At 48.0% G+C, this 25,995-nt stretch carries 20 protein-coding genes; 9 read left to right on the top strand and 11 right to left on the bottom strand.

Annotation, left to right across the window (positions count from 1 at the left end; translation table 11 throughout):
- Positions 1–24: 24 nt before the first annotated feature.
- From K7B07_RS00860 to K7B07_RS00850, 3 genes are all read right to left on the bottom strand, one after another.
- Complete coding sequence (locus K7B07_RS00860) at positions 25–3,102, bottom strand: SusC/RagA family TonB-linked outer membrane protein (protein WP_223706595.1); 3,078 nt, start codon at positions 3,100–3,102, stop codon at positions 25–27.
- 74 nt (positions 3,103–3,176) lie between these two features.
- A complete protein-coding gene (locus tag K7B07_RS00855) occupies positions 3,177–4,430 on the bottom strand; it encodes an MFS transporter (protein ID WP_223706592.1) in 1,254 nt (417 codons plus the stop codon).
- On the bottom strand, positions 4,423–5,916 hold the full coding sequence (locus K7B07_RS00850; protein ID WP_223706591.1) for an FAD-dependent oxidoreductase: 1,494 nt from the start codon (positions 5,914–5,916) through the stop codon (positions 4,423–4,425). Before K7B07_RS00850 ends, K7B07_RS00855 begins: the two co-directional genes overlap by 8 nt.
- A gap of 251 nt (positions 5,917–6,167) precedes the next feature.
- Between K7B07_RS00850 and K7B07_RS00845 the strand changes: the two genes are divergently transcribed.
- The 4 genes from K7B07_RS00845 (at position 6,168) to K7B07_RS00830 (ending at position 10,036) form a co-directional block, all read left to right on the top strand.
- Positions 6,168–7,187: a LacI family DNA-binding transcriptional regulator gene (locus K7B07_RS00845; RefSeq protein ID WP_223706589.1), complete on the top strand. Its 1,020-nt coding sequence runs from the start codon at positions 6,168–6,170 to the stop codon at positions 7,185–7,187.
- 338 nt (positions 7,188–7,525) lie between these two features.
- On the top strand, positions 7,526–8,203 hold the full coding sequence (locus K7B07_RS00840) for a DUF2625 domain-containing protein (RefSeq protein ID WP_223706587.1): 678 nt from the start codon (positions 7,526–7,528) through the stop codon (positions 8,201–8,203).
- Positions 8,204–8,239: 36 nt separating this feature from the next.
- Complete coding sequence (locus tag K7B07_RS00835) at positions 8,240–9,004, top strand: DUF2185 domain-containing protein (RefSeq protein ID WP_223706585.1); 765 nt, start codon at positions 8,240–8,242, stop codon at positions 9,002–9,004.
- 165 nt (positions 9,005–9,169) lie between these two features.
- Positions 9,170–10,036 carry a DUF2971 domain-containing protein gene (locus tag K7B07_RS00830; RefSeq protein WP_223706583.1) on the top strand — a complete coding sequence of 289 codons (867 nt, stop codon included), beginning with the start codon at positions 9,170–9,172 and terminating at the stop codon, positions 10,034–10,036.
- 42 nt (positions 10,037–10,078) lie between these two features.
- Here the strand turns inward: K7B07_RS00830 and K7B07_RS00825 are convergent, their stop codons facing one another.
- The 6 genes from K7B07_RS00825 to K7B07_RS00800 all read right to left on the bottom strand — a co-directional run bounded on the left by K7B07_RS00825 (position 10,079) and on the right by K7B07_RS00800 (position 19,484).
- The gene (locus K7B07_RS00825) at positions 10,079–10,591 is read right to left on the bottom strand and encodes a hypothetical protein (protein WP_223706581.1); all 513 of its coding nucleotides are present in this window, start codon (positions 10,589–10,591) and stop codon (positions 10,079–10,081) included.
- A gap of 79 nt (positions 10,592–10,670) precedes the next feature.
- A complete protein-coding gene (locus tag K7B07_RS00820) occupies positions 10,671–11,504 on the bottom strand; it encodes a hypothetical protein (RefSeq protein WP_223706580.1) in 834 nt (277 codons plus the stop codon).
- 50 nt (positions 11,505–11,554) lie between these two features.
- On the bottom strand, positions 11,555–12,082 hold the full coding sequence (locus tag K7B07_RS00815; RefSeq protein ID WP_223706578.1) for a porin family protein: 528 nt from the start codon (positions 12,080–12,082) through the stop codon (positions 11,555–11,557).
- Between the two features lie 50 nt (positions 12,083–12,132).
- The gene (locus tag K7B07_RS00810) at positions 12,133–12,810 is read right to left on the bottom strand and encodes a hypothetical protein (protein WP_223706575.1); all 678 of its coding nucleotides are present in this window, start codon (positions 12,808–12,810) and stop codon (positions 12,133–12,135) included.
- A gap of 47 nt (positions 12,811–12,857) precedes the next feature.
- Entirely contained in the window at positions 12,858–13,247 is a 390-nt protein-coding gene (gene gloA2, locus K7B07_RS00805) for an SMU1112c/YaeR family gloxylase I-like metalloprotein (protein WP_223706574.1), read from the bottom strand.
- An 87-nt stretch (positions 13,248–13,334) separates the two neighbouring features.
- Complete coding sequence (locus tag K7B07_RS00800) at positions 13,335–19,484, bottom strand: alpha-2-macroglobulin family protein (protein ID WP_223706572.1); 6,150 nt, start codon at positions 19,482–19,484, stop codon at positions 13,335–13,337.
- A gap of 183 nt (positions 19,485–19,667) precedes the next feature.
- Here K7B07_RS00800 and K7B07_RS00795 point away from each other — a divergent pair, with 183 nt between their 5' ends.
- Together K7B07_RS00795 and K7B07_RS00790 are read left to right on the top strand one after the other, a co-directional pair.
- Positions 19,668–20,324 (top strand): protein-L-isoaspartate(D-aspartate) O-methyltransferase, encoded by a 657-nt coding sequence (locus K7B07_RS00795; RefSeq protein WP_223706571.1) that lies wholly within the window; start codon positions 19,668–19,670, stop codon positions 20,322–20,324.
- A 10-nt stretch (positions 20,325–20,334) separates the two neighbouring features.
- Positions 20,335–21,021 (top strand): LysE family translocator, encoded by a 687-nt coding sequence (locus K7B07_RS00790; protein ID WP_223706569.1) that lies wholly within the window; start codon positions 20,335–20,337, stop codon positions 21,019–21,021.
- A gap of 146 nt (positions 21,022–21,167) precedes the next feature.
- Here K7B07_RS00790 and K7B07_RS00785 read toward each other — a convergent pair whose 3' ends face one another.
- Positions 21,168–22,484 carry a 4Fe-4S dicluster domain-containing protein gene (locus tag K7B07_RS00785; protein WP_223706566.1) on the bottom strand — a complete coding sequence of 439 codons (1,317 nt, stop codon included), beginning with the start codon at positions 22,482–22,484 and terminating at the stop codon, positions 21,168–21,170.
- 80 nt (positions 22,485–22,564) lie between these two features.
- Here K7B07_RS00785 and K7B07_RS00780 point away from each other — a divergent pair, with 80 nt between their 5' ends.
- Positions 22,565–23,056 (top strand): phosphoribosyltransferase family protein, encoded by a 492-nt coding sequence (locus K7B07_RS00780; protein WP_223706564.1) that lies wholly within the window; start codon positions 22,565–22,567, stop codon positions 23,054–23,056.
- Positions 23,057–23,090: 34 nt separating this feature from the next.
- Here K7B07_RS00780 and K7B07_RS00775 read toward each other — a convergent pair whose 3' ends face one another.
- Complete coding sequence (locus tag K7B07_RS00775) at positions 23,091–23,972, bottom strand: dienelactone hydrolase family protein (RefSeq protein WP_223706563.1); 882 nt, start codon at positions 23,970–23,972, stop codon at positions 23,091–23,093.
- Positions 23,973–24,195: 223 nt separating this feature from the next.
- Between K7B07_RS00775 and cmk the strand changes: the two genes are divergently transcribed.
- Both cmk and K7B07_RS00765 read left to right on the top strand, forming a co-directional pair.
- Positions 24,196–24,807, top strand: coding sequence for a (d)CMP kinase (cmk, locus tag K7B07_RS00770; RefSeq protein WP_420847736.1), 612 nt, complete (start codon positions 24,196–24,198; stop codon positions 24,805–24,807).
- Positions 24,808–24,866: 59 nt separating this feature from the next.
- Positions 24,867–25,991 carry a Gfo/Idh/MocA family protein gene (locus tag K7B07_RS00765; protein ID WP_223706559.1) on the top strand — a complete coding sequence of 375 codons (1,125 nt, stop codon included), beginning with the start codon at positions 24,867–24,869 and terminating at the stop codon, positions 25,989–25,991.
- Positions 25,992–25,995 lie beyond the last annotated feature (4 nt).

Raw genomic sequence — 25,995 nt, 5'->3', positions numbered from 1 at the left:
TGTTTCGTTTGAAATATGCTGCTATCAGAATTTAAGATTAATGCCGAGGTTATAGGTTTTAACCTGCGGATAATACGCGCCATTACTGGCTGCATCTATTTCCGGATCCCAGCCCTGCCAGAACTTATCTGCGGTGAGCAGGTTCTCGCCGGAGAGGTAGATCCGCAGCTGGCTGATACCGGCCTTTTGTAACAGCTGTTTGGGAATGGTATAGCCCAGTTGTACATTCTTGATCCGCAGGTAGGCAGCGCTCTTCATCCAGAAATCAGAGATCTGGGTATTGTTGGTTTCCCCAAACGCAAACCGTGGAAAAATAGCGTTGGGATCGGGATTGTCAACAGTCCACCGGTTTTTCTGGTATTCATATGCCGTACCGCCGGCAAGGAAGGGGGTAATAGCGTTGCCCGTCAGGTAACCATCGCGCTTGCCTACCCCCTGCAGGAATATGGAAAAATCAATGCCCTTATAATCTGCATTCAGGTTAAGACTGTAAGTGAAACGGGGAATGGTGCTGCCCAGTACCTGGCGGTCGCTGCCATTGATGATACCATCTTCCACTACGTCTGTATAGCGGATATCGCCCGGGCCGAGCTTGCCAAACTGCTGCGCATATAAGTATTTGCCGCTGGCATCAAAATCAGCTGCAGACAGCAGTCCCGCTGATTTTAAAAGATACAATGAGTTGATGGGATAACCCTCACGGTTTACCAGGGTGCCTGTCTGCTGAATGCCTTTGATGTCGAGCACTTTATTTTTTACATCAGACAAAGTGAATGTGGCCCCATACTTAAACGCATGGGCGGAGTTGGTATAATCCACCTGGAAGTCCCAGCCTTTGTTCTCCACCACACCTGCATTCTGGAAGGGAGCCGCTACCCCCATGGTCTTGGGAATACTGAGCTCCAGCAGAATGCCTTTGGTTTTCTTGTAGTAATAATCAAAAGACACCGACAGGTTACGGAACAGGCGTGCATCCAGTCCGATATTGCTCATCTCTGTGGTCTCCCAGGAAATATTGGTGTTGGCCAGGTTGAGGATGGCGGCGCCGTTCTGGATCTGTCCGTTGGAAATATATTTCGGATCGAGTGATACGGTGGGTGCAAAGGGGTAGTTGGTTCCGATCTCCTGGTTGCCGAGCCGTCCCCAGGAAGCTCTTAATTTCAGTTCACTCAACACATCTTTTGTAGCAGCCATGAATTGTTCTTCAGAGATACGCCAGCCGGCAGAGAAGGAGGGGAAGGTTCCCCATTTGTTACCGGCGGCAAACCGGGAAGAACCATCGTACCGGAGGTTGGCTTCCAGAAGGTACTTATTGTCAAATGCGTAGTTAACGCGCCCGAAGTAAGAAATCAGCGTCCATTCCGTAGCATATCCGCCGTTTTTCATATTGGCAGAAGAACCGCCGGAAAGCACAGGGTAATCAGGAAACAGGAAGTTATCGCGGAAGGCGCTGAAACCGCTGTTGGACCCGGTATAATACTGGTAACCCGCCAGTGCGCCGAGGGAATGTTTGCTGATGTTTTTGGAAAGGGTCAGTGTCGCTTCGAGCTGATTGGTCTTGTCCTGCGCTGTGCTTTGATCCATCGTGTTAACACCGGGAACCGTAAAACGCAAGGTACCGTTGGGATCGTAGGTCTTCACCACATTTACAAAGGAACGTACATTGGGCTGCGAATACGTAGGCGCAAAGCTGATCTTACCGGTTAAAAATTCAAAGGGCTTATAGCTTAAGGAAAAATTACCGGATATGGGATAACTGGTCTCCCGCCAGAAGCCACCATTGCGGATGATGGCAACGGGGTTCACCCCATTCTGCCCTTCCGCCCATTGCCCGTTGGAATAGTTCACTGCCTGTATCGCCGGCAGCTTATTCATCAGTCCGAATATAAGCGCGGTACCCGTAGTGCTGCCAAGCGCAGCGCCGGAGCCACCCGGGAACTGGGCTACGGATTTGCGGTCATTATTTACCAGGAATACATCAAAGGATCCGCTGAGCTTGGGAGAGATCTGCACGTTGGTGTTTAGACGCGCATAGTAACGCCGGAAATTCACATCGTCGATCAGTCCGGCCTGATTCAGATAACCAAAACTGCCAAAGAACTGCACCCGCTCGGTACCACCCGAAAGTGCAATGACATGGTTGGTCTGGATACCGCTGCCGGATAGTACTTCCTTTTGCCAGTCGGTATCGGGATACAGATCCGGGTTACTTTCTTTATTAGTTTTATAATTATTAATGTATTCTTCAGAATACAGCGGACTTAATCCAACATTGGTATGCGCTTCGTTGATGAGCAGCATATGATCCAGTCCGTTTACCATTTTGGGGCGGTCGGTAGCGCTTTGCTTGCCTACATAGCCATCATAGGAAAAAGAAAATTTTCCTTTCTTTCCTCTTTTGGTGGTGATCAGGATCACCCCGTTTGCCGCGCGTGATCCGTAGATGGCGGCGGAGGCCGCGTCTTTTAATACGGAGATCGATTCAATAGAAGATACATCCACGGCGTTCATAGACATCACAATCCCATCCACTAATACCAGCGGATTCGAATTGTTGAGCGTGCCGATACCACGGATGCGGATGGTGCCGGCGTCCACACCCGGCTGGCCGCTGCTTTGTGTTACCGTAACACCCGGTGCCACGCCCTGTAATGCCATGGACGTCTGGCCTACCTGGCGTTTGGCCATGTCTTCACCGGAAACGGCGGATACCGCACCGGTAAGGTTGACCTTCTTCGTGGTGCCATAGCCGATGACGACCACTTCTTCCATCCCTTTGGTATCCGCTTCCATTGTTATGGGCAGCGATGTTCTTCCTTCTACCGGCAGCTCCTGTGTAATATAGCCGATGGCAGAAACGATGAGTACCGCATCCGGAGCGGTTTCCAGCCGGAAGTTGCCCTGCTCGTCGGTTGTTGTTCCCTGAAGCGGATTGTTCTTTACGCTTACGGATACACCCTGCAACGGACTACCGGGTGCAGCGGTGATGGTTCCGCTTACCGCTTTTTTCTGCTGGGCAGCGACAGCCGCCGAAATAAGAAGACAGGCGAGTAAGCAGTGCAATAGCGGACTACGGGCATGGTGCAATAGCTTTTTTATCATATGGACATAATTTTGGTGATCAATGTTAATGTTGCAATCGTCAGATCTATAAGTTTTTTAAACCTTATAGGTTTTTAAAGTTGAATGATCCGGCCCAGTTTGCCGATCAGTAGTTGTACGCCAAAAAAGGTAAGCAGGTACATCAATCCTACGGCAATAAAGACCGGCGTATAAGAAAGGTTCTGAACCGTCCACCCGATGGCGAATTGCGTAAGGATGGATGCACATCCGCCGAGTGTGCCACCCAGTCCGGTGAGCGTGCCCTGTACCGCCTTGGGAAATACTTCAGCAGGAATGGTAATGTTTCCCCATAACCCATGCCCGAACATCACTCCGGTAAGGGCGAGTAAGGCGATCGTCAGACTGTGTGAAGTGAATAACAACAGGCAACAAAGGGGGATAAGCAGGGAGGCCGCAAGCATCACGGTTTTGCGGGCACGGTTCAGCGACCAGCCGCTGCCGATGAGCCGCCGCGGAATGATGCCACCGGCAATGGTACCGATGGCCAGCGCCAGGTAAGGGATCCAGGCGAAATAGCCTACAAGGCTCAGCGTCATACCCTGTTCTTCCTGTAAATATTTCGGGATCCAGAAAATAAGAAAATAGGTACAGGGATCGATAAAGATCCGCGCCACAAAACAACCCCAGGATTGCCGCATACGCAGCAGCCGGCCAATGCTTATTGTTTTCTTTGTGTTCTCCGGCTCTGCGTCGCTTTCGATGTATTCCAGTTCTCGTTTTGAAATACGCGGATGGGTTTGGGGCGTATAATAATACTTCCACCAGAAATACACCCATATAAAGCCGATAAGACCCGTTGCAACAAATGCGGCCTGCCAGCCCCAGGCAATGGTGATAATGCTTACCAGCGGAGCCGCTACTGCTGCGCCCGCAGAAGAGCCGGCATTCAGCAGCCCGATGGCCAGGGCACGTTCTTTTAACGGGAACCATTCGGCAGCTGCTTTTACCCCGGCAGGAAAATTGCCGCTTTCCGCCGCACCCAGTAAAAAACGGGCGCCACAGAACTGCGCTACGGTCTTTGCAAAACCATGCAGCACATTGGCCACCGACCAGCTGCCGGCAAACCACAGCAGGCTTTTACGGGTTCCCCATTTATCTACCAACCGGCCGCTGATGGCATACATGATGGTATAACTGAGCAAAAAAGAAGAGGTGATATAGGAATAGTCGATATCCGACAGCCGCAGCTCCTTCTGGATCGAAGGTGCCAGTACCGAGAGCACCTGGCGGTCCAGGTAGTTCAATGCCGATACAAAGAACAGCAAAGCACCAATGCCCCACCTTAGATTCCCCTTGCTTTTATCCATGTTCAATGTCTTTAAACGGATTAAAATGACTGGCCGTGGCGCCCGAGCCTTCTCCTTTGTTGAGCGCCAGCCGGGGATCGGCTTCCAGGGCGTCTTCCATACCGATCAGGTATTGTCCCTGCCGGATCAATGTTTCCCTCACCGCACCTGTATCCACCTGCCTTGTGGTCAGCTGCTCTTTGATCATGGCAGCGGCAGCCACACCGGCACCCTGTCCGATGCCCATACAGGTGGCCATCACACGTGCAGAGCCAAAGGCGGTATGCGTGGCAGAAATGCTTCTGCCGGCTACCAGTACATTATCCAGCCCGGCAGGTAATAAACTCCGGTAGGGGATCTCATAAACAGCCTTGCCGGACCCGGTAAAGATCTGCTGTTCGCCTTCGGGCGGATGAATGTCGATGGCAAAAGTACCGCAGGCAATACCGTCTTCAAAGGCACGGTTGGAAAGTACATCCTGTTCGGTAAGTTTGTAATCGCCCTGGATATGTCTTGTCTCGCGCACACCTACCTGCACGCCGGTGTCGAGGATATAAGATTGTTCAAAGCCGCCCACATGTTTTTTCAGAAAATTATGGATCTGCCAGGCCTGTGAGCGGGTCTCTACTTCCGCTCTTGTAAGATCGGCGGCGTTGGTGCCGTCAATACCCTGGAGCCTCGTGGCATTAACAGCGATCTGTCCTTCTACCGGCAGCTGATAAAACAGGATCCTTGGTGCTGCATCTTTGGGGAACTCGCCGCTTTCCATTCCTTTTTTTACCAGTTCCTTTAGGCCCAGGAATGCAATGGCTTCACTGGAATCGATTTCTTCATCCGTAGGGGCATCTTTCAGCAGATCCCGGTTTTGCTTCATCCAGCTTCGGAGCGCGATCATGTCAATGCCACCGATACGGTAAAATAGCGTTACCGGCTGCATGGCACCGTCTTCTTCGCGGCCTTTTACAAAAGGAACTCCGGCCATAGCGGCAATGTCGGCATCGGCGGAGCAGTCAATGATCACCTGTGGACAGATGGCCTGGCGGCCTGATTTATTTTCAATGATGACGGCTGTTACTTTCCCATTTTCTTTTTGCACGCCGACGGCCCAGGTATGCAGCAATAATTCTACCCCGGCTTCCAGTGCCATCTGAAATAAAAGATACTTCATGCCTTCGGGATCAAAAGGGGTCATGGAAGCATTATCAAAAGTGAGATCCGTAATATGTCCCTGTGAGGATTTTAACGCCACCAGGCGGTTCACCAGTTCACCGGCAATACCGCGGATCACCTGTTTGCCCTTTACATCATGAAACGTAAACATCGGGTTTACCATAGCAATGGTGAGATTGCCGCCAAGAAAACCATAGCGTTCCAGCAACAATACTTTCGCCCCGTTCCTGGCTGCAGCGATGGCCGCACCAATACCTGCCGGACCTGCGCCCACTACCAGTACTTCCGGACGGGCATACACGGGCAGCTCGCGTTTTTCTTCTTCGATCACATTCATATGACAAATAATTTTCTGCTAATCTATTACCCTCTTTTGGATAAAACAATGATCGGACCGGTAAATTCCGCGGGAACATTCCCGCAACCGTTCCCGCAATTTCGTATCTTTCCGCAAGACCAATGATTTTGTTTTTATGGAGAGAACCCGGTTGTTTTGCGGGGGATTATTGCGGGAGTAACGAACCCTGCTGCATTATCAGGTTGTTGCGGACGCGCCATGACCACTGTAATAAATAAAAAAAGCAATAGATGAAAAATCATCAGGTAACGATTGTTGATATAGCCCGGGAACTGGGTATTTCCAAATCCACCGTTTCCCGTGCATTGACCAACAGCACGAATATCCGCCCGGAAACGAGAGAAGCGGTACTAAAAAAAGCCAAAGAGCTGGATTACCAGCCCAATATGCTGGCGCTGGGGCTGATCCGTAATGAGTCGCGCACGCTTGGAGTTGTGATACCGGATATCCAAAAACCTTTTTTTGCGGCCATTGTAAGCGGTATTCAGCACACCGTAAGCCGCATCGGTTACCGGATCGTTATTGCGCAGTCGGATGAATCACCCCTGGAAGAAAAAGAGAATATAAAGGCCCTGATGCTGAGTCGCGTGGATGGGTTTATTGTTTGCCATACCCGCGACACCAGGGATTTTGAGCACATCAAGCTCCTGCATGGTAAGGGCTATCCGCTGGTATCGTTTGCGCGTATCTGTCCGGAGCTGCCCATTCCTAAAGTGGTGGAAGATGATTTTAACGGGCTTTATACCACCACGCAGCATCTGATCGAACAGGGAAAACGACGCATTGCACTGCTGGCAGGACCAAGGCAATTGCTGGCCAGCAAACTGCGGGTGAATGGTTACAAAGTAGCGCTGCAACAGCACGGCATCCCTTTTGATAAGGAACTGGTGGCGCATACAAAGTTCCTGCATGATCAGGTAGCAGCCGCGCTGGAACGCTGGCTCAGCCTGAAACGCCCGCCGGACGGCATTTGTACGGTGTATGATGCGGGAGCGGTAAAACTGATCGAGTTACTGAAACAAAAAGGGATCAGGATCCCGGGGCAAATTGCTGTGGCCGGTTTTGGGAATGATCCGGCCGCATCCATTATTGAACCGGGATTGACCTCTTACGCGCAGCAACCCTATGAGATCGGCGTGATCGCCGGCCGGTACATGCTGGATCTGCTGAGTAAAAAATACCCCGTGCATCATTCGGATATGACGATTTGCAAAGGTGCGCTGGTGATAAGAGGCAGCACCGATAAGTGATTGTTTTTTTATTAACCAGGGTAATTATGGACCCGGCTGCAGCACTGCTATTGGGCCCGGTTGCGTCGCACACTTCAGGGGCGGAATAGATCCGTTTAGTGAGACGAGGGAACCCAGGGTACATCACTGTTCCACATGTAATTATTGATGCTGCAAGGTCTTCTGGATATTTTTTAACAGCATACATAAGTTATTTTAGCGTCATTATCGAGCATAAAAAATAATTAAATAATAAATACAGTTTTGCACTCCTTATGAGAAAAACGCGTAATATAGCAAAGCTTTTGTTGGGGATAACAATAATGATGTTCTCTTTAAAAACAACCGCTCAAAAAAATATGCGACCCATTGATGAACTTATAAATACCACGGATCCGTCCTGGCCCCTGTTGCAGGACTGGATCAAAAATGCAACGAACAAAGTGGAAGTGTTACCGGTGGATTCGGTCAAAGCCAAAGACGCCCTGTTTAAAGTGCAGGTGACCACCCGGTCTCCCATGGGAGCAGTTGTTTATGAAACAGGCGGATTGCTGATCGACGACGGCTGGATCCGGATCCTGGGTTCCGGTAGTGAAAAGCTCAGTCGCAGCCTGCCTGACTGGAACAAAGGCAAAGCTTTTAAGGATTACGGTGCAGCCCCTTCCTTTTTATTGATAGCGGATGATGCCATCGGCGGGTTTTTCCTGCTGAACGGAGGAGCACTGGGTGAGGATGCGGGCAAGATCTATTATTTCTCACCGGATAACCTGGAGTATGAGCCACTGGGCATCTCCTATACCGAGTTCCTGAATTTTTGTTTTAATAGTGACCTGGAGCGGTTTTATGAAGGCAACCGCTGGACGGACTGGCGGAGTGAGGTGCTGAAACTGGAGGGAGATAAGGTGTTTAATTTTTATCCCTTCTTATGGTCAAAGGAAGGTAAGGAGATCAACAAAAATTCAAGGAAGATAATACCGATTGAAGAACAATATCATCTGAACATCGACTTCCGGAAACAACTGGGGCTGGATAAGTAGTTCCGTTGAGCTGTTAAAAGTTATAAATGAAATCCTGTGAAATTCTTTAAGAAAAAGACCACCACAAAAACCTTTGACGATTTCCCGCCCATCGGAGGACTGATGGTCTCAAAAATGGTAGTGGACAAAAAGATAAAACCCCGGTTTATGTACCGGGAAAAGCGCATCCGTCCGGAAGACAGCGGCTGGCGCATCTTTACCGGAATGGAAACAGATGCATACCTCGATGATCCCCAAAATTCGGGGATCTATAACCCGTCGACCATTCTTGCTATTGATCCATCGATAGAAACGATCCTGTTAAAAGGTATTGGCTCGGTGTACGAGCGGGCGGGTGATCAATCGGACTGGTATAAGGTAACCGACTATAAGCTGGAAGATGATTTTATGGTTACACACCGGCTTACAGAAAAATGGACCATCCAAATCAATAACCTTTTTGAGCGTAAAATAGAGGATAGCGGTGATCTGTTGTATACGACAGGGGATAAGTCGGTACGGCTTACGATCTGGAATGATGCGAATAAAAACAAGGAACAATTATACCAGGAGCACAATAATCTTATAAACAATCGCGATCAGAACAAGGCAGCTACTGTCAATATATTTGATTTTTCCGACGCAACGGTCTTCCGGACAGGTTACCTGATAAAAGAATCTGACGGTTCTAAATCCTATGATGTGATCTATGGCTTTTCGATCATTGACAACCAGGTGATCCAAATAGCGCTGTACTTTGACGAACCCCAGGACCAGGACTGGGCGATCACAACCTGGAAAAATATAAGGCTACTCAGTTAAGTACTAATAAATGAAGGTGCAAATAGTGGCTTTTAAATTAGTTATTGTCAGTATGAACGAGTAAATGAGAAGGTTAAAATAGTACTAGAACTATTGGAAATTCTTATAACACGCCTCTTATGGAGTTTAATAAAATAGTGATTTAATTAAAAGCGGTAAATACTTATGTTGATTTCAAGAGAATACAAGCCGAAGAAGAATGAACTGATATATCACTATTGTACATCTGACACATTTCATTCTATTTGTGTAAATAAAACTATTAGACTGAGTGATCTGTTCTCAATGAACGATTTTTTGGAAATTCACTGGGGGTATTCGATTTGGGAGAAGGCAGCTAATCAAGTTGTAAACCAAGTTGAGGAAGGTTTTTTGGAGAGGATTGATTCTATTATTAAGGCGTCAAGCCTAAAGACGAATATTCTAGCCAGCTGTTTTTCCCTCAAACCTGACATTTTGAGTCAATGGAGGGCATATTCCAATGATGGAAATGGGTACTGTATTGGATTCAAGGCGAGTGACGTTTTGCGACTTCCTGTACGCCCACTGAAAGTACTATATGACGAAAAGAAGCAAATTAAAGAAACAATCGCTATGCTTAAGGCCATTCATGAAGTGGAGTGTTTTGAAAATCAGAATGACAAGTATGGTGCAGATTTTTTTCGAGCGTGTGCTACTTTGGCCGTAGATCTAGCTGCGTATAAGAATCCGGCCTTTGCTGAAGAATTGGAGATTAGATTACTACATCTATTGAATTTTGTTCCAAGCAACAGATTTCTGAAATTAGTGGATAACGGTGGTACTTATTTCGGGGATGAAAAAACAGGAGAACTAGTTAAATTTAGAATGGCTCAAAATTTACCTATACCATATATCGATATAAACTTTACCAATGGGGGTGAAGTTAATCCGATAACGAAGGTTTATATTGGACCTAAAAATGACTCAAGGGAAACAGCTATTTCAGTTTTTTTGGAAACTGTTGGGATTGGGAATGTACAGGTTGTTAAATCAAAAGCTTCATATAGATGAATTAAATGGTGTATCTCTGTAAAACTGAAGTATGAGCTTCTTTTATGATGTATGAATGTGGATTTCAATGTGAGCAAGGAAAAGACAATAGACTGATACCTGGTGAATTTGAAAAAAGGCAACAGATAGATTAAAATACTTTGCAGCTCGGATCGAAACTACTCTCCGGAACCGGTGATACAGGATACACAGGATAAAAAGATAAGGCAGAAAAATAGCTGCATATTCCTTGAGACTTTCCGTAATAGCGCCCATTAACGCCAGCAGCACAGCGGCGGTAGGCAGCGGCAGCAGGAAAAAACTGAGCAGCGACAGCCAGCGGCGGGTCCGGATCTTTTTATAAAGGTTCAGATAGACGGTTGTGGTGCTGAGGGTGAGCAGAATGATAACACCCCATCCTATCCCAAATAGCAGACCTGAGAAATCGCAGCGGATAGTATTGTGGTCTGGAGGACGTTGCGAAAGAAGGAACATCAACAGGAGTGTTGTTGCCGCCAGACTGGTCAGCAGGGTAACGAATAAAAGAAGGGTGAAGCGTTTTGCTGTTTTTGACACGGAATGCTTTATGCCTTTATTTCATAATGTTAAATAAGTAACCCTGTGAGACAAGGAAGGCAGCAAGGTCCCTTTGATATTAATCGTCAATCTCCCGGTTATAGCTGCTCTTTTCTGCCATCAGTAAAAGAAATAGTTGCTGATTTTTATATTCTATTTCAGATATGGCAGGCTTTTCCACATGCCAGCCGTTGATCTCCGTTTTCCCAAAGAATCTGAGAGCAGCCGACTTTTTTATTTTCAGTTCCTCTGCTTCCATATCGTTAAAAAAATCAATGAAACTCGTCCAGTAAGGAGCCGCTTTCTCTAGCGTAAATTGCAGCGCCGCCTGTGTGGGAGTATCGGCTGCCACATTAAATTTCTGATAATTAGGCATCACATGCAACAATTGCACATCGAGCATGTGCAATTGAAAAAGATCCGGGCTATAGCTGCGGTAATTTCTGAAATGCTGAATAGCCGTCATACGTTTCGATTCATTCAGGAAAGACCTGTACTCCTCTTTGATAAAATGAATTTTTGATCTGTACTCATTGAAAGGCAACGGGTATTTCAGTGTTACCTGTAGTAGTTGCGGAATGTATATGTCGGCATAATAGGTCAGGAGTTCTTGTTGATAGTCTATATTGGGTTTTATTTTTTCATCTTGCTGCTTTAAGAAAGCAATGGTGTGCTCTATATCAGCGGTACGTTTTTTCTGATAAAGCGCAAACTGCTCTGCGTCAAGAATTTTTTTGAATATGTGATGATCATAGTCGTATTGCTCCCATTTTGTTAACCAGTTTTCAGCGGAAATGGAGGCTGTTGCATTGTAATGTTTCCAGATACGTACTGCCTGTTCATCAGTAAGCTGATAGCTGGAATATTGCTGTTTTATCTGCAGGATCTCTTCTTTGTACAGATTTATATCCATTTTTTATTATTAAATAAAAGCAGTTTTTCATCCACCTGCCAGTGGTGGAGTTAAAAAATATAGGCCAGTTTTAACCCGAGGTTATGTTCATTCACATTGGCAGGGCGGTCTTTTTTCTCGAACCGGGAGCGACCTACTTTTACGGTGACATCAAAGTGGGTTGCAAATTCATATCCCAGGGAAAAATAATAGGTAAAGCCACCCGGTATCTTTTTCCCATCCTTTATAAAGTGCACATCAGTAGCAAAAGTATAACCCATGGCATCCTGTCCGTACAGGTTTTTGATAAGAGGCAGTGGGTATTTGATCACGGCCAATACAGGAATGGCATTATATCGTATTGTTCCCGATGGGATCAGCGGCCGGGTGCTGGCGAATCGCAGGAAGCCGGTATTCAGACCCAGGCCCAGGCGCTCTTTTACCCACACTTCACCCTGTACTGAAGCACCGGCGCCCCAGAACGGCATGTCATGATTGAAGGACCGGAGCAGTTCCGGACCTGCATTGACTTTGATGGTCTGTGCTTTTACTGCACAAGCAAAACTCAGCAATGTGATCAGCAGGTATAACTTTCGCATCTATTTTATTGTATGTAAAATTAATAACTACTTTATATCTTCCGGCCGGTTTATCGTGGAAGCGCCCGGGAACCTTTTCTCCGTTCTAAATAATACATCAGGTATTCTCCCAGTTTTCTTCGTTTGCCGGATTCTTTCTCAAAGATAGCGGACAGTTCGGGATCTTTTTGCAGCAGCTCTCTTAGAATGCCTTTTGTCAGTTCGGTCATACCGCCGGTCCTCAGGTCCAGCAGATTGCCCCGCTGGTATAACGTGCGGCTTTGCCCCCCGTACGCCATCCCGTTTGCCCCCATCATCGGAGCTCCAAAGGATTGCACCACGCCTATATCTTCGAAATAGCTAAGCGTATCCAATAGCAGCAACTTGGTAAAACGCGTTTTTGGCCCGATGATATCACTGGAGAATGAAGAAAAAGCGCCTCTTTTATAGGAACGTACCCATATATAAATAGCAGTGCCGTCACAAAAGCCAAACACCGGCCCGATCTTCTTGCCTTCTTTTTTTCCGACCTCCAGCCCGTAAAGACGTTGTGGCCGGTTGTTGAAAAGGGAAATGCTGATGTCATCGGTAATTACCTTGTATGAAAGAGGCAACGACGGATTATTATCCCTGAATTCTTCGAAATTCCTGTAGAGGCCCGGTTTATAGCCTGCTTTCTGCAAGATCGGGTACTGTGCTTGCACAACAGTGGTGATTAGCAACAGAAGTAAGGTCCATTCTTTTCTCATAACGGTTTGTTTTGTGCGGCAAAGATAGGGGAAACGCACTTTGTAAGCTATCGCTCATACAACTCGATCGGCAGGCCATCGGGGTCAAAAAAGAAAGTGAATTTTTTACCGGTGTATTCATCAATACGGAGGGGCTCGGCCGTTATATTTTTTGCCTGCAGCTCCCGGATCGAAGCTGTAATATCCTCCACTTCAAAAGCGATATGCCGCAAACCGGTGGCTTCGGGTCTGGTGCGGCGTAGCGGCGGATCCGGGAAGGAAAATAATTCGATAAGGTAGCGGTCGTTCAATGACAGGTCCAGTTTGTACGAAGCACGCTCTTCCCGGTATACTTCCTGCAGGACCTTAAACCCCAGGACTTCTGTATAAAATGTTTTAGAGCGTTCGTAATCGCTGCAGATAATGGCAATATGATGGAGCCTTTTTAATGATAACATAGAGCCGGTTTGTACTTGTTACAGATAAAAGAAGTCTTCCGGATTGGGGTCTTCTTTCGAGTATATTTTACTTGTACTTTTCACCATTTACTTTATTACGGTAACCCTGCCGCCCTCGCTGTGTGCGGTAAACTCGGGGGCGTACATGCACTGGATACTGGTAATGCCATTGCTGAAATTTCCGGCAACTGTTGCAAACAGACTGTATTCGAATACATAAGTTCCTTTAGGCAGGTATCCGAAAAAGAAATTGGTGCTGGCGTCTTTTGTGGTTTCATAATAACCCAGTCCGCCCTGCCACTTATAGCTGCTCAGCACATTCACCGGCTCAAAACCGCTGGCACGCATATCCTTCATATGCACGTATTCCATATCGCGGTCAACCCGTAACTCCACGCGTACTTTTATTTTATCGCCTGCTTTTACCGTACCTCCTGTTGCTATGGGGGTTAACACCGGTCCCCGGTCGCTGTTGGTCTCGACAAATAATTTCTTGCTGAGTTTTAGCGGTGTTTCAGCAAAGCTGATCTTGTCGAGATCTTCAAAATATTGCCAGTATAAGCTCCCCCAGGTTGGTAACGTATTGCCTGTAGCCGGTGTGCCGGCGGGAGCCGCTACAGACACCGTAACAGCGCCCATTGCCGGTCGTACTTTTTCTCCGGGAATGGTCTTTTTAAAATAGCCTGTTCCGGCACTGGTCTTTTCCAGCGCAGATTCCACCTTTAATCCACCCAGGTCAATGGTTACTTCAGGGGTAATGGTTAACCATTGTGTGCCCTGTAATAATAAAGCATAGCAGGCTTCTGCGGTGGCTTTTGTACTTTCCCAGTTATTGGTCTGTTTGTTTTTCAATAACCAGGTCCTTAAATCATCTGCTGTTTTTTTGTCTTTGGCAATCTCTTCAAAAGCTTCAATGATCAGTGCCTGGCGCTCGATGGGAGCCTGGTACCACCACCAGCTGCGTGCAGCGTCTTTATAATACATGCCCAGCTCTTCATTATTGATGGCGGTTTCCTGCAGCGATTTTAAAATAGCATTGGGAGTGGCCGCATCCCCTTTACGATGCAGTGCCAGAGCGGTCATCCCCTGCATATATTTGTTTGCTTGTGTCCATGTCCGGGTTGCCCGATCAGTAAAATAAGCCATGGCCTTCTGTGCCCCGGGAGCTACACGGATATTGCTGAAAAAACTCCGCATGTATAAATACTGGATCACATAATAGGAGGGAACGTATTCACCCAATTTTGTTTTGCTACGGATGAGCTCCTCATACTCTTCTTTTATTTTTCCATCCAGATAGGGGATCGCCCTGTTTATGATATTATCCAGTTTTTGTGTCTGCGTTTTTTCGATCGCGTTTATTTTTTTCAAATGCCCGATGCCTGTTACGATGTATTGTGTCATATAGCGGTCGTCCCTGCCGCCTTTGAACCATACAAAGCCGCCATTCGGGCTTTGCAGCTGACTGAGCTTGTCGTATGCCGTGTTCAGTTCCCTGCTCATACGCACCAGGTCAAACAATAAAGCAATGTTCTTTTTTTGCTGGGTCTCGCTCTGCGCCTGTAATACCCACGGGGTTTCCTCCAGTAATACGGCCTTCAGTTCCTGGTTCTTTTGCAGGTTGCCCAGCAATGCAGCAGTATCCTGTGTTTTCCAGCTGTCAAAGACCTGTTTGATCTTTGGCGAGCTGTTTGCGATCAGGGTGGCCAGGGAATTGGCATAGTAGCGGTTCCAGGTTTGCTCCGCACATTCATAGGGGTATTCCATCATATATGGTAAGGCCTGTACGGCATACCAGGCAGGATTGGAAGTATACTCCACGGTTAAAGCCTGTGTGGTCAGTGTTTCGCTGCCACCACTTTTGAGCAGCTTGTCGAAACTGAATTTTTTGGAACCAAAGCCGCGCAGTTGAAGCGGCAATGTTTCGGTAACCAGCATGCGGTTGGTCAATACCGGCAGAGCGTTTTCTTCCCCGTCACTCAATGCTGCTGCATCGTTGCTGGTTACCTTGGCTATAATGCGCCAGTTGACCGGCTTACTGAACTGATAGGGGATTTCTGCGGGGAAGGCGACTGCCTGACTTTGTCCTGCTGCAATGGTGAAATATTGTTGCGGAATGGCATTTTTAAACCAGCCGTCAACCGCCTCGCCGGTGGCTGCATCAAAAAGCTGAAGTGTGGCGATGCCGGTCACTTCTTTTGAAGAAAGGTTGACCACCTTGCTGCTGAATTCCATTTTATCGCCTTCTCTTAAAAAGCGGAGCATATTGGGCTGTACCATCAGCTCCTTTTGGGTAACGATCTCTTTCGAAGAATAGCCAAATGCCAGTTCTTTGGTATGCGCCAGCGCCTGGAACTTCCAGCGGGTCAGTGCTTCAGGCATGGTAAATGAAAAACGGATATTCCCTTTTTCGTCGGTCTTCAGATCGGGGAAGAAAAAGGCGGTCTCATTAAAGTTCTTCCGGATCCGGGTTTCCGGGCCTTGTGCGGGAGCTTCCTGCGGAGCAGGCTGGTTGGTTGCCTGGTCGTTTACTTCAATGATTCCTTTCGGAGCGGGTTCAACACCTTCAGGAGGAGCAGCGGCCGCTACGCCTCTTAACCGGCTTGCGGACTGGGTAACAGCATTTTTCTTTTGTGCGCCGTAACCTACGGTCACTACTTCTTCCAATGCAGCATCTCTTGTTGCTAATCCTCCGATACTACCGCCCCATCCGTCGGCCATACCCGATCCCAGTATCCAGTCATACCGTTTGTCAAAACTCCGGTAATCGCTCGGGATAGTGCGTTTTGTAAGGGCCTGCACCGTGGTGAAATTAACACCTGTATTCCAGTTGCTGTAATTGTAACGGGTAGTCCATACAGACGGAAGCTGCCACTGGTGCGGATAGAACTGATCCAGCGAAGCATCATACATGCTGGCCAGTAGTTCGGCAGCAACCTTGTCACCCTTATATCCGCTGAATTGCATGCTCCATTTTTCTTCCGCTCCCGGCAATGTCTTATCACGAAAGGTCTCATAGGTGATCTTTAGTTCCTTATTGCTCCAGGGGACAGGGATGTTATTATCATTGCTAAAAAAGCGGTTATTTTTTACAAACATGTAGCTGACCTTGTAGCCGCCGCGGTCGGCTTCTGTGGCACCGAATTCAAACTGTTTGATCTCTTTGTTGAGCGGCATATACGTGTAAGCCGTTTTTTCCTTGGTGAGTCCCTGCACCAGGAATACGTCCGGTGCGGCGCTGCCGATCCGGATCATAGTTTTTTCTCCGGGTTCTATGGCTCCGGGGCCGGTGGTCCATAGGTATTGTGGAAATGCCGGCTGCTTTTGGTCTGCTTTATATACTTCTGCGTATTTAATATCCTTTACCTCGTTGCCATCCTTGTCTTTTGTGATAATGGTGACAGCGTAGTACCCCGGCTCCGGTGCACCGGTAAGAATGAATTGCCCGGTAGAGTCCGTTGGTCCGGTTTGTGCCAGCACCTCCTTGTCTTTAGGCCAGCTGGCCGGTTCCTGCTCATTTTTATAGATATCATTGGGGAAACTGCTGATATAGGCTTCCTTTGTCATGACAAACTGATCGGGTTGTTCCCATAAGCGGCTTCTTAATAACCGCGGCTCGGGCTTGAGCCGCGTTACCGCTACACGGATATCGGCTTTCTCAAATTCACCGGCCATGTTTTCGGTACGGATATGCAATGTCTTTAGCTGTTCTGTGGTTAACCGTTCCGGTATAGCGGCTTTTATCAGTAATGATTTATAGCCGACCGAAATTCTTTTTTCCCCGCTCCTTACCTCGCCGTTTATGTCGGTTACATCCGCATAGATCTTATAATCAAATACCGGCTCCATTTTTGGATCGATGGTAAGGTCCGGAAGAGCTGTGAATGTAACGGTGAACCGGCCTTCTGCATCCGTCACTGTTTCGCCATGCGTCATCTCTGTTTGCTGCTGGTTGACCGGCCACCAGTAACGGGAAAAGATCCAGGGGTAAGGGAACCGGGCCTCGCGTACCACACGGAAGCTGACCTTTGCACCATCCACTGCATTGCCTGCGTAAGCCTTCGCAATACCAGGTACTTTAATGACCTCATTTAACTTGTAAGTGCCCTTCATTTTCTCAAAATCTGTAAGAAAAGTGGGGCGTTTGTATTCTTCCATTTTGAAAGAGGCGGTGCCCTGGGGGGTGGAAATACTGAAATTCCCGTTCAGGCCGCCTTCGGGCAATCTGAAACTGCCATTGAACGATCCGAATTCATTGGTGGTTACGTCCAGGTCGGTTACTTTCTGCCGGTTGGCATCATAAAGCGTGGCAGTGGTTTTAAGACCGGCCAGCACCGATGATCTTTTTTCTGAAGGGTCATAGTTTACTGCAATGCCTTTAAAATACACGGTTTGCCCGGGGCGGTAAAGACTCCGGTCGGTAAACAGGAAAATAGAGGTCGTTTTCTTCCTGCTTTCTGCCTGATAATCGTTGTAATAGTAATAACCGTAATACTCCTCATCCATGAAGAAACGTTCATCGCGGTAGGTGATATCCAGGAGGTAGTTGCCGTTGTTCCGGATCTTTGCTTTTGCAGCGGAAGTCGTGGTTTTAAAAACAAAGTGCCCGTTCCTGTCCGTAACCGCTTCGCCGATTTCGGTGTTCCGATAGGAGCTGGACTTGTAATCGTATTCTTTTTGCCAGATGGTGACGTTGGCTGCAGGCAGTGGCTGCCCGCTGTTACGGTCCAGGACAAAGAAATCATTCTTATTATTTACATAACTGATGCCGGATACGTATACCAGCTGAAAGGTAAGGATGTTTTTTTCCTGGCTAAAATTCTTGTTTAAAGACGTTACGATATAGTATTCCCCCGCAGGAAGCCGGTCTGCTTTGATTTCAGCAGTGTGCGGTTTATAATCATCTGCTGCCGGAAGCGCCTGTTGCCATTCATTTACAGGTGTTGCTGCAGCCAGCTGATTCCAGTATTTTTCTTTTCCGCTGCGATCTTTCACTGCTGCTTTTAATGCCGCCGTGGCTTTTATGGCACGCAGGTAAACAACCGGTACATTCCGGTAGGACACCAATACCCGGAACGGTGCATCCGGCAGGGTTACTTTTTCCATCTGGAAACTGAATTCCGGTTGTTGGATCTGTTGCAGCAGGTTGTACGCGTTGGCACTGCCTTCGCTTTTTTCCGGCCGGCCGGCAATGGGTTCGAGCAGCGCCCTGGCCTTCATCATATCCCGGTTTTCCGGGTTCTTACTGTTAACCGGCAGCTGCGCCTGGCTGTAATGCCATTGTGCCATCAGGAATGAAGCTTGTTGCGCAACGGGTTCTGAAGGGTATTTTTCGGCTATGGCCTGTAATGCTTTATAGTAAAGTGCTTCTTTACCCGGGTGAACCGCATTTTGATAAACAAACTGAATACGGCTGATATCGGCATCGATCAACGCATCAGGCCGTGCATCCTGCAGGTGAAATGCCACCAGCTTTTGATAAAGCTGCAGCGCTTTGAATGATAAAGACAGGGAATCCCGGGTTTCAAATCGTGCCGCAGCAAATACTGCAGCGGGTGCGAAAGCGCTGTCCTGACTGATCGTAAACGCATAGGCCGGTCGGGTCACCGAGCGTTCACTGCTTTTGAAATAGTTCAGCGCGCGAAAGGCCAGCAGGTCATACAGGGTAGGGCGCAGGTAGCGCATATTCCCTTTTTCGATCAGCGCATCATAGTTTTCCAGTCGCACCTGACGCAGCAGGGCTTCCTCTTTCAGGGACTCCAGATAGAGACTGCTGATCTTTTGTGTGAAATCATCGATGGTCCAGGTAGCCGGGTCTGACTTCTCAAAACCGGTCGTATTGGTGCGGTCATAAAGTTTATAACGGTTGCGATTAAAGTACTGCTGGTACACCCCGGCGAGATAACTGTTGAGCAACGCCGCTACGGTGCCTTTATTCCCTTTTATTGTTTTCTCCAGCTCCGTAATGCTGGTCAGTTCGTTGTTCTCGCGGTTCTCATCCTGAAGCTGGTTCATGTAGATCAATGCCTTTACCTGCTGGGCTTCCTGGTGATCCGCCGTTGCTTTGGCGTATATATCCTTTACCGTGGCAAGGGCAGAGGCCGGTAAACCCTTGTTGATATGATCCTCAACGGTTTTCCAATCGGCTTCGTAGTTTTTAATGGTTTGTGCGTTTGATTTCATAAATGCAACTAGAATGATCAGTAATAAAATGGTGCGGCTGCTCAGGAACTTCATAAAAAATGGTTTATTTATAGATGCGCATTGCTGTAAAATTACATAAACCCTGCGCATTTTACCGATGGTAACGAAGAATGGGGGAGGAACGCAACATCCGGTGCTGCCGCGATCTGCGGATGGGGATAATATTTGGCGGATATATGTAGCAAATCGCCCCGGCTTTTTTACATTTGCACTCTTATGAGGAGGACGTTAGAAGATACATACAGACATAAGGGATTAAGAAAAAAGCTGGTAGAAGTAATAAAGGAAAAAGGAATCACAGATGAAACGGTGCTGGATGCCATGAACACCATTCCCCGTCACTTCTTTTTGGATTCAGCCTTTGATGATGTGGCCTATGAAGACCGCGCCTTTCCTATCGGGGAAGGACAAACCATTTCACAGCCGTATACTGTAGCCTATCAGTCGCAGCTGCTGGAAACAGCACCGGGACAAAAAGTGCTTGAGATAGGCACGGGAAGCGCGTATCAGGCCGTGGTGCTGGCAAAGATGGGGGTAAAATTGTTTACCATCGAGCGCCAGAAAAAGCTGTTTGAAGAAAATAAGAAATTTGCTTACCTGAAGCAGTTTCCTTTTATAAAATTCTTTTATGGTGATGGTTACCAGGGATTGCCTACCTATGGGCCTTTTGACCGGGTGATCATTACTGCTGCTGCCCCGGAGATTCCTCAAAAGCTGATCGAGCAGCTGAAGCCGGGTGGCATGATGGTAATACCCGTGGGGGCCGGGAACGTACAGCAGATGCGGCGGATCCATAAACAGGCCGATGGCACCATAAAAGAGGAATTGTTTGATAATTTTTCATTTGTGCCGATGCTTGCCGGCAAAAACTAAATGATAAACCGTGACGGAACAACAGCGTGGGGGACTGATACGAATTTTTTTTACCGGGATGCTGGTCAGTTTCCTGGGCTCGCTTCCGCTGGGAACATTGAATATCGCGGCTATGCAGATCGCGATCAGCCAGTCGGTTAAAAACGCCCTGCTGTTCTCCCTGGGTTCTTTAACGGCGGAGATGGTCTATGTACGCCTTTCACTGGTGGCCATGGATTGGGTACGCAAACAGGAAAAGATCTTTCGTCTGCTGGAATGGCTCACGCTGGTCATTATCGTTGCCCTGGCGGTTTCCAGCCTTTATGCTGCCATGCATCCTTCGCAGGGGAAAAATGTAATACTGAACAATAACCTGCCTTCTTATTTACTGGGGCTGACCATGAGTGCCGTAAACCCGGTACAGATACCGTTCTGGTTTGGCTGGAGCACGGTATTATTCACCAAAAATGTGCTGAAGCCCAAAGCCTCTTTCTACAATTTTTATATCGTGGGCATCGGGTTAGGGACCCTGGCCGGCAATTGTGTGTTTATTTTTGGTGGCCGGCTGATCGCGAGTAAGATCCAGAACAACCAGTCGTTGATGAATTATATCATCGGCGGTGTTTTTGTTATCACCGCGCTGATCCAGGCCTGGCGGATGTTTGTGAAGAAAAAGGATATTGCTGCCAAGCTGCACGAAACGGAGAAAAAAGATTGAACGGATGCGCTTTGTTCGCGCTGTTAAAAAAGATGCTTACAGCGAATAACATTTTAAAGGGCGGCACCTTAATACGAATACTGCTGCCGGCAGACCGGCTCACCGCAAAAGATCAAACAACCTGCTGACGAAAAAGCATACAGGATTTATACGGTCTGTGTCCAGGCATCGCGGTCGTCCGGACTGAATTTCCAGGGAGCAAAGTTGTTCTCCACATTGCTGAACAAGGTATTCCATTCCTGCGGGGCATTGCTCTCTTCCATTACGAGGTAACGGCGCAGCTGCAGGATAATATCAAGCGGGTTGATGCTTACCGGGCATTCCTGCACACAGGCATTACAGGTGGTGCAGGCCCTCAGCTCTTCCACCGAAATATAGTCGTGCAGCAGGCTCTTGCCGTCTTCTTTCCATTCCTTGTTTTCATTCAGCTGTTTGCCGATGGCTTCCGCCCGGTCGCGGGTGTCCATCATGATCTTGCGGGGTGAAAGCAGCTTGCCGGTAAGGTTAGCCGGACAGGCCGCACTGCAGCGCCCGCACTCGGTACAGCTGTAGGCGTCCAGGAGGTTCTTCCAGCTGAGATCGGTAACATCTTTTGCGCCAAACCGCATCGGCGGCGCTGCTTCAGCAGGCGCCAGCTCCGGTTGCATGGCGTATAGTACTTCATTTTGCACGGATGGCATGTTCTCCATTTCACCCATGGGTATCAGCCTCGAATAATAAGCATTGGGGAATGCGAGGAGGATGTGCAGGTGTTTGGAGTAGGGGAGATAATTGAGGAATGCCAGGATGCCGATAATGTGCAGCCACCAGCAGGCACGCTCCAGCAATTCCAGCGATCCGTCGGACAGCCCGCTGATCAGCGGCTGAAGATATTGGGAAACGATAAAATTACCGGTAGGATGAACCGCATAATGTTCCGCCCCGCGGGATTGTAACAGGGTATCACTGGCGTTCATGGTGAGAAACAATGTCATCAGCACGATCTCTGTAATGAGGATGTAATTGGCGTCGCTGCGGGGCCAGCCATTGAGATCCCCGCTCAGAAAACGCCGGATCTTCAGGGCATTTCTGCGGACCAGGAAAATGGCGCAGAAAACAAGGACAGCCAGTGCCAGCAACTCAAATGCATTGATCAGGAAGGTATAGAATCCTCCCAGTACCCCGGCAAACAGACGATGAGTGCCAAATGCCCCGTCCAGGATGATTTCAAGAACCTCGATATTTATAATGATAAAACCGGCATATACAAAGAAATGGAGTACACCTACCAGCGGGTTCCGGAACATTTTTTTCTGTCCGAGTGCCAGCAATAACACATTGCGCCAGCGTTGTGCAGGGTGGTCATTAATGGCCTCATCCCGGCCCAGATTAATGTTCCGGCGTATCTGTGTTATCTTTTTGGTGAAAAATACAACAGCGAGTATAAATAACAGTACAAATAAAATTTGTTGAGCAATTTGCATGAGCATTCAGTTACAAAGTGCTAATTTACGGCTTCCTTTACAAGTAGAGGCATTTTGAAAGCAAATTAAACAGACAGCAGGTGAAAAAATATTTACTAAATGCGGAAACCGTGGAGAAAAAACTGCAGCGGCTGGCGCTGGAGCTGATCGAGAATAACCTGGATGCGGAGGCCCTGATTCTGGTGGGAATTGAAGAGAATGGCGTGGTGCTGGCCAAAAACATACAGCAACGGATTCAGAAAAACAGCAAGCTCTCCTCGGAACTGCTGACCCTGCGGTTGAATAAAAAGAAGCCTGCGGCAGTGACACTCAGCAGGGAAATGGATTTTACCGGTAAAGTGGTGGTGCTGATCGATGATGTTACCAATAGCGGCAAAACGTTGTTGTATGCCCTGAAGCCCTTTCTGAACTATCACCCTGCAAAGATCCAGACCCTGGTGCTGGTGGAGAGGACACATACTGTATTTCCCATTACACCGGATTATAAAGGGATTTCGCTTGCCACTACCCTGCAGGATCATATCTATGTGGAAGTGGAAGGCGATACCGTAACCGGCGCCTACCTCAGTTAGGATCCTGCAACCGGTGTACCGGACCAGCCGTGAATTACTGAAATATCTTTTCCAGGAATTTTTTCATTTCCTCCCAGGAGGCTTTATCCGCTGCTTCGTCGTATTTGATGTCCAGCTTGAATTTTTCGCCCAGTGCAGTGGCGCCGGGATTGGTGAAGGCATGTTTGGCATTAGGATAACCAATAAACTGCATGGAGGCATTGGCCGCTTCCATTTCCTTTTTAAATTCATTGACCGTACTTACAGGAACAAAAGAATCCGCATCCCCGTTTAATACTAAAACCGAAGGGATGATGCCGCCTTTGCGCGCCGTGATACCGTGATTTTCCAGTCCGCCGTGAAAGCTGACAACCCCTTTAAGGCGCTCGCCCAGACGCGCCATGTTCAACACCATGGTACCGCCAAAACAATAGCCAATGGCAGCAATTCTGGAAGTATCGGCCTGGGGGTAGGACCTTGCTATAGCGAGCGCATTATCAAACCGCTCCTGTGCCAGTTGTGGGTTTTTGTAATATTTCATGGCCTCATTTCCCGCATCTTTTGGATTGCTGAGTACCTTGCCGCCGCCATACATATCCACTACCATCGCGAAATATCCCAGCTCTGCAATCTGTTTTGCGCGATCCTTGACATAATCGGTAACCCCCCACCATTCCGGTATGATCAGTACAATGGGCTTTTTACCTGCATTCGCGCTGTCGAAAGCTGCAATGCTGTTAAAAGTCTTGATCCCGTCCTCATATTCAACCGGCTCTGTTTTCACATGTGGAAGCTCCCGCACCACAGCGCCATTGGTAGTGGCCGCACTGTCTGTGTCTGTTCCCGCAGCAGGTGTTTTATCTGCCCCGCTGTTGCAGGAAACAAGGATCAGTAATGCAACGGCCGGGAAGATGGAGGAGATCTGTTTTACTGTCATAGTAGAAGGTTTGTCTGAATATACGAATAAGATTTCAATTGAAGTACCGGATGCAAATTTATTCCAAAAGCCACAAATTTCCCTTAATAAAATTGTATCTTGCCGCTGAAATGATGCAGGGCAGTATTCTGTGTTTTAAGGAGGTACAGCAGATAAAATGAAAAAGATCATTGTTGCTATAGATGGTTGGTCCAGTTGTGGGAAAAGTACTCTGGCTAAACAGATGGCTAAAGAACTCGGATATGTTTATGTGGACAGCGGTGCAATGTACCGGGCTATTACCCTTTATTTCCTTCGGAATCATATCGACTGGAATGAAAAGAAAGAAGTAAAAAAAGCCTTAAAAGATATAGAACTGGACTTCCGGCTGAATGAGCAGAATGCCAATGTGGAGATCTACCTCAATGATGAAAATGTAGAGTACCTGATCCGCGATCTTATTGTTGCAGAAAAAGTAAGCGAGATCGCTGCCATTAAAACGGTGCGGGAATTTGCAGTGGATCAGCAGCAAAAACTGGGAAAGAAAAAAGGAATTGTAATGGACGGACGGGATATCGGAACCGTGGTATTTCCCAAAGCCGAACTGAAAATATTTATGACCGCGGATAATGCGGTACGCGTTGAACGACGATTCAAAGAGCTGGTTGATAAGAATCCTAATATAACGATTGAAGAAGTAGCCGAGAACCTGCAAATGCGCGACTATATTGATTCCAACCGGGAAGTAAGCCCCTTACGCCAGGCAAAGGATGCGATCGTGATCGACAATACGAACCTGACGCAGGAAGAACAACTGAAAAAGGCATTAAAGCTTGTAAAAAACATAACGGGATAACGAGCCGCCCCGATCCAGTAACCGGTGCGGTGCGCCCTGAACCCTTAAACAATCATTACATGAGCACACGCCGGAATTTCCTCCAGAAAATGGGGCTGTCTGCCCTTGGTATCTATACATTTAACGGTCTGAATGCCGGACCTCTTTTTGCTGTCACCCCTACAGCGGAAGGACCTATTTTAAGAGTGGCCTTAATGGGGCTGGGAGGGTATGCCACACGCGTTGCCGAATCCATGCAGCAATCCAAACGGGCTAAAATAACCGGTCTTATCAGTGGAACCCCGGAAAAACTGAAAACCTGGGGTGAGAAATATGGCGTGCCCGAAAAAAGCCGTTATAATTATGAAACCTTTGATGCCATAAAAAATAATCCGGACATTGATGCGGTATATGTCATTACCCCCAATGCGCTGCACCATGATCAGGTGATCCGCTGTGCCAAAGCCGGCAAACATGTGATCAGTGAAAAGCCGATGGGACTGAATGCACAGGAAGGCAGGGAAATGGTGGAGGCCTGCAAGAAAGCAGGAAAGCAATTACTGGTAGGTTACCGGATGCATTTTGAACCGCTTACCCTGGAGATCCACCGCATGCGGACCGCCGGAGAACTGGGCAGTATAAAATTCTTCCAGGGACTTTCCGGCTTTAAGATCGGCGATCCCACACAATGGCGGCTGAATAAGGCATTGGCGGGCGGAGGCGCATTGATGGACATAGGGATCTATGCACTGAACGGCTGCCGTTATATGGTAGGTGAGGAACCGGTATGGGTCACCGCACAGGAAACAAAGACCGATCACGTGAAATTTAAAGAGGGTGTGGATGAGACCATTACCTTCCAGCTGGGATTTCCCAGCGGTGCAACAGCATCCTGCCTTTCGTCGTATAATATGAATAACCTGGACCGCTTTTTCCTGAACGGAGAAAAAGGGTTTGCGGAGCTGCAACCCGCCTCCAGCTATGGCCCCATCAAAGGGCGTACGAACAAGGGGCCGCTGGAACTGACCAGCGACCGCCCGCAGCAGGCGATACAGATGGATGAGATGGCGGCCATCATTCTTGATGGTAAAAAGCCGGTCATTCCCGCTGACGGGGAAGAAGGCGTGCGCGACCTGGTAATCATTGACGCCATTTATAAAGCCGTAAAAACCGGCGGCAAGATCACATTAGCCGGAATCGGATAAAAAG

Origin of the sequence: Niabella beijingensis (genome assembly GCF_020034665.1) — a bacterium.
Lineage (GTDB): Bacteria > Bacteroidota > Bacteroidia > Chitinophagales > Chitinophagaceae > Niabella > Niabella beijingensis.
Note: the sequence above shows the minus strand (reverse complement) of the source record. Positions and strands in the feature narration are given on the sequence as shown.

What these genes read in the sequence shown, in the direction of transcription:
- K7B07_RS00820 (WP_223706580.1), bottom strand. Translation starts at nt 11,504, where the DNA reads ATGGATATAAATCTGTACAAAGAAGAGATCCTGCAGATAAAACAGCAA.
- K7B07_RS00860 (WP_223706595.1), bottom strand. Translation starts at nt 3,102, where the DNA reads ATGATAAAAAAGCTATTGCACCATGCCCGTAGTCCGCTATTGCACTGC.
- cmk (WP_420847736.1), top strand. Translation starts at nt 24,196, where the DNA reads ATGGCTAAAGAACTCGGATATGTTTATGTGGACAGCGGTGCAATGTAC.
- K7B07_RS00795 (WP_223706571.1), top strand. Translation starts at nt 19,668, where the DNA reads ATGAGGAGGACGTTAGAAGATACATACAGACATAAGGGATTAAGAAAA.
- K7B07_RS00845 (WP_223706589.1), top strand. Translation starts at nt 6,168, where the DNA reads ATGAAAAATCATCAGGTAACGATTGTTGATATAGCCCGGGAACTGGGT.
- K7B07_RS00840 (WP_223706587.1), top strand. Translation starts at nt 7,526, where the DNA reads ATGCGACCCATTGATGAACTTATAAATACCACGGATCCGTCCTGGCCC.
- K7B07_RS00850 (WP_223706591.1), bottom strand. Translation starts at nt 5,916, where the DNA reads ATGAATGTGATCGAAGAAGAAAAACGCGAGCTGCCCGTGTATGCCCGT.
- K7B07_RS00855 (WP_223706592.1), bottom strand. Translation starts at nt 4,430, where the DNA reads ATGGATAAAAGCAAGGGGAATCTAAGGTGGGGCATTGGTGCTTTGCTG.
- K7B07_RS00815 (WP_223706578.1), bottom strand. Translation starts at nt 12,082, where the DNA reads ATGCGAAAGTTATACCTGCTGATCACATTGCTGAGTTTTGCTTGTGCA.
- K7B07_RS00810 (WP_223706575.1), bottom strand. Translation starts at nt 12,810, where the DNA reads ATGAGAAAAGAATGGACCTTACTTCTGTTGCTAATCACCACTGTTGTG.
- K7B07_RS00800 (WP_223706572.1), bottom strand. Translation starts at nt 19,484, where the DNA reads ATGAAGTTCCTGAGCAGCCGCACCATTTTATTACTGATCATTCTAGTT.
- K7B07_RS00785 (WP_223706566.1), bottom strand. Translation starts at nt 22,484, where the DNA reads ATGCAAATTGCTCAACAAATTTTATTTGTACTGTTATTTATACTCGCT.
- K7B07_RS00830 (WP_223706583.1), top strand. Translation starts at nt 9,170, where the DNA reads ATGTTGATTTCAAGAGAATACAAGCCGAAGAAGAATGAACTGATATAT.
- K7B07_RS00775 (WP_223706563.1), bottom strand. Translation starts at nt 23,972, where the DNA reads ATGACAGTAAAACAGATCTCCTCCATCTTCCCGGCCGTTGCATTACTG.
- gloA2 (WP_223706574.1), bottom strand. Translation starts at nt 13,247, where the DNA reads ATGTTATCATTAAAAAGGCTCCATCATATTGCCATTATCTGCAGCGAT.
- K7B07_RS00765 (WP_223706559.1), top strand. Translation starts at nt 24,867, where the DNA reads ATGAGCACACGCCGGAATTTCCTCCAGAAAATGGGGCTGTCTGCCCTT.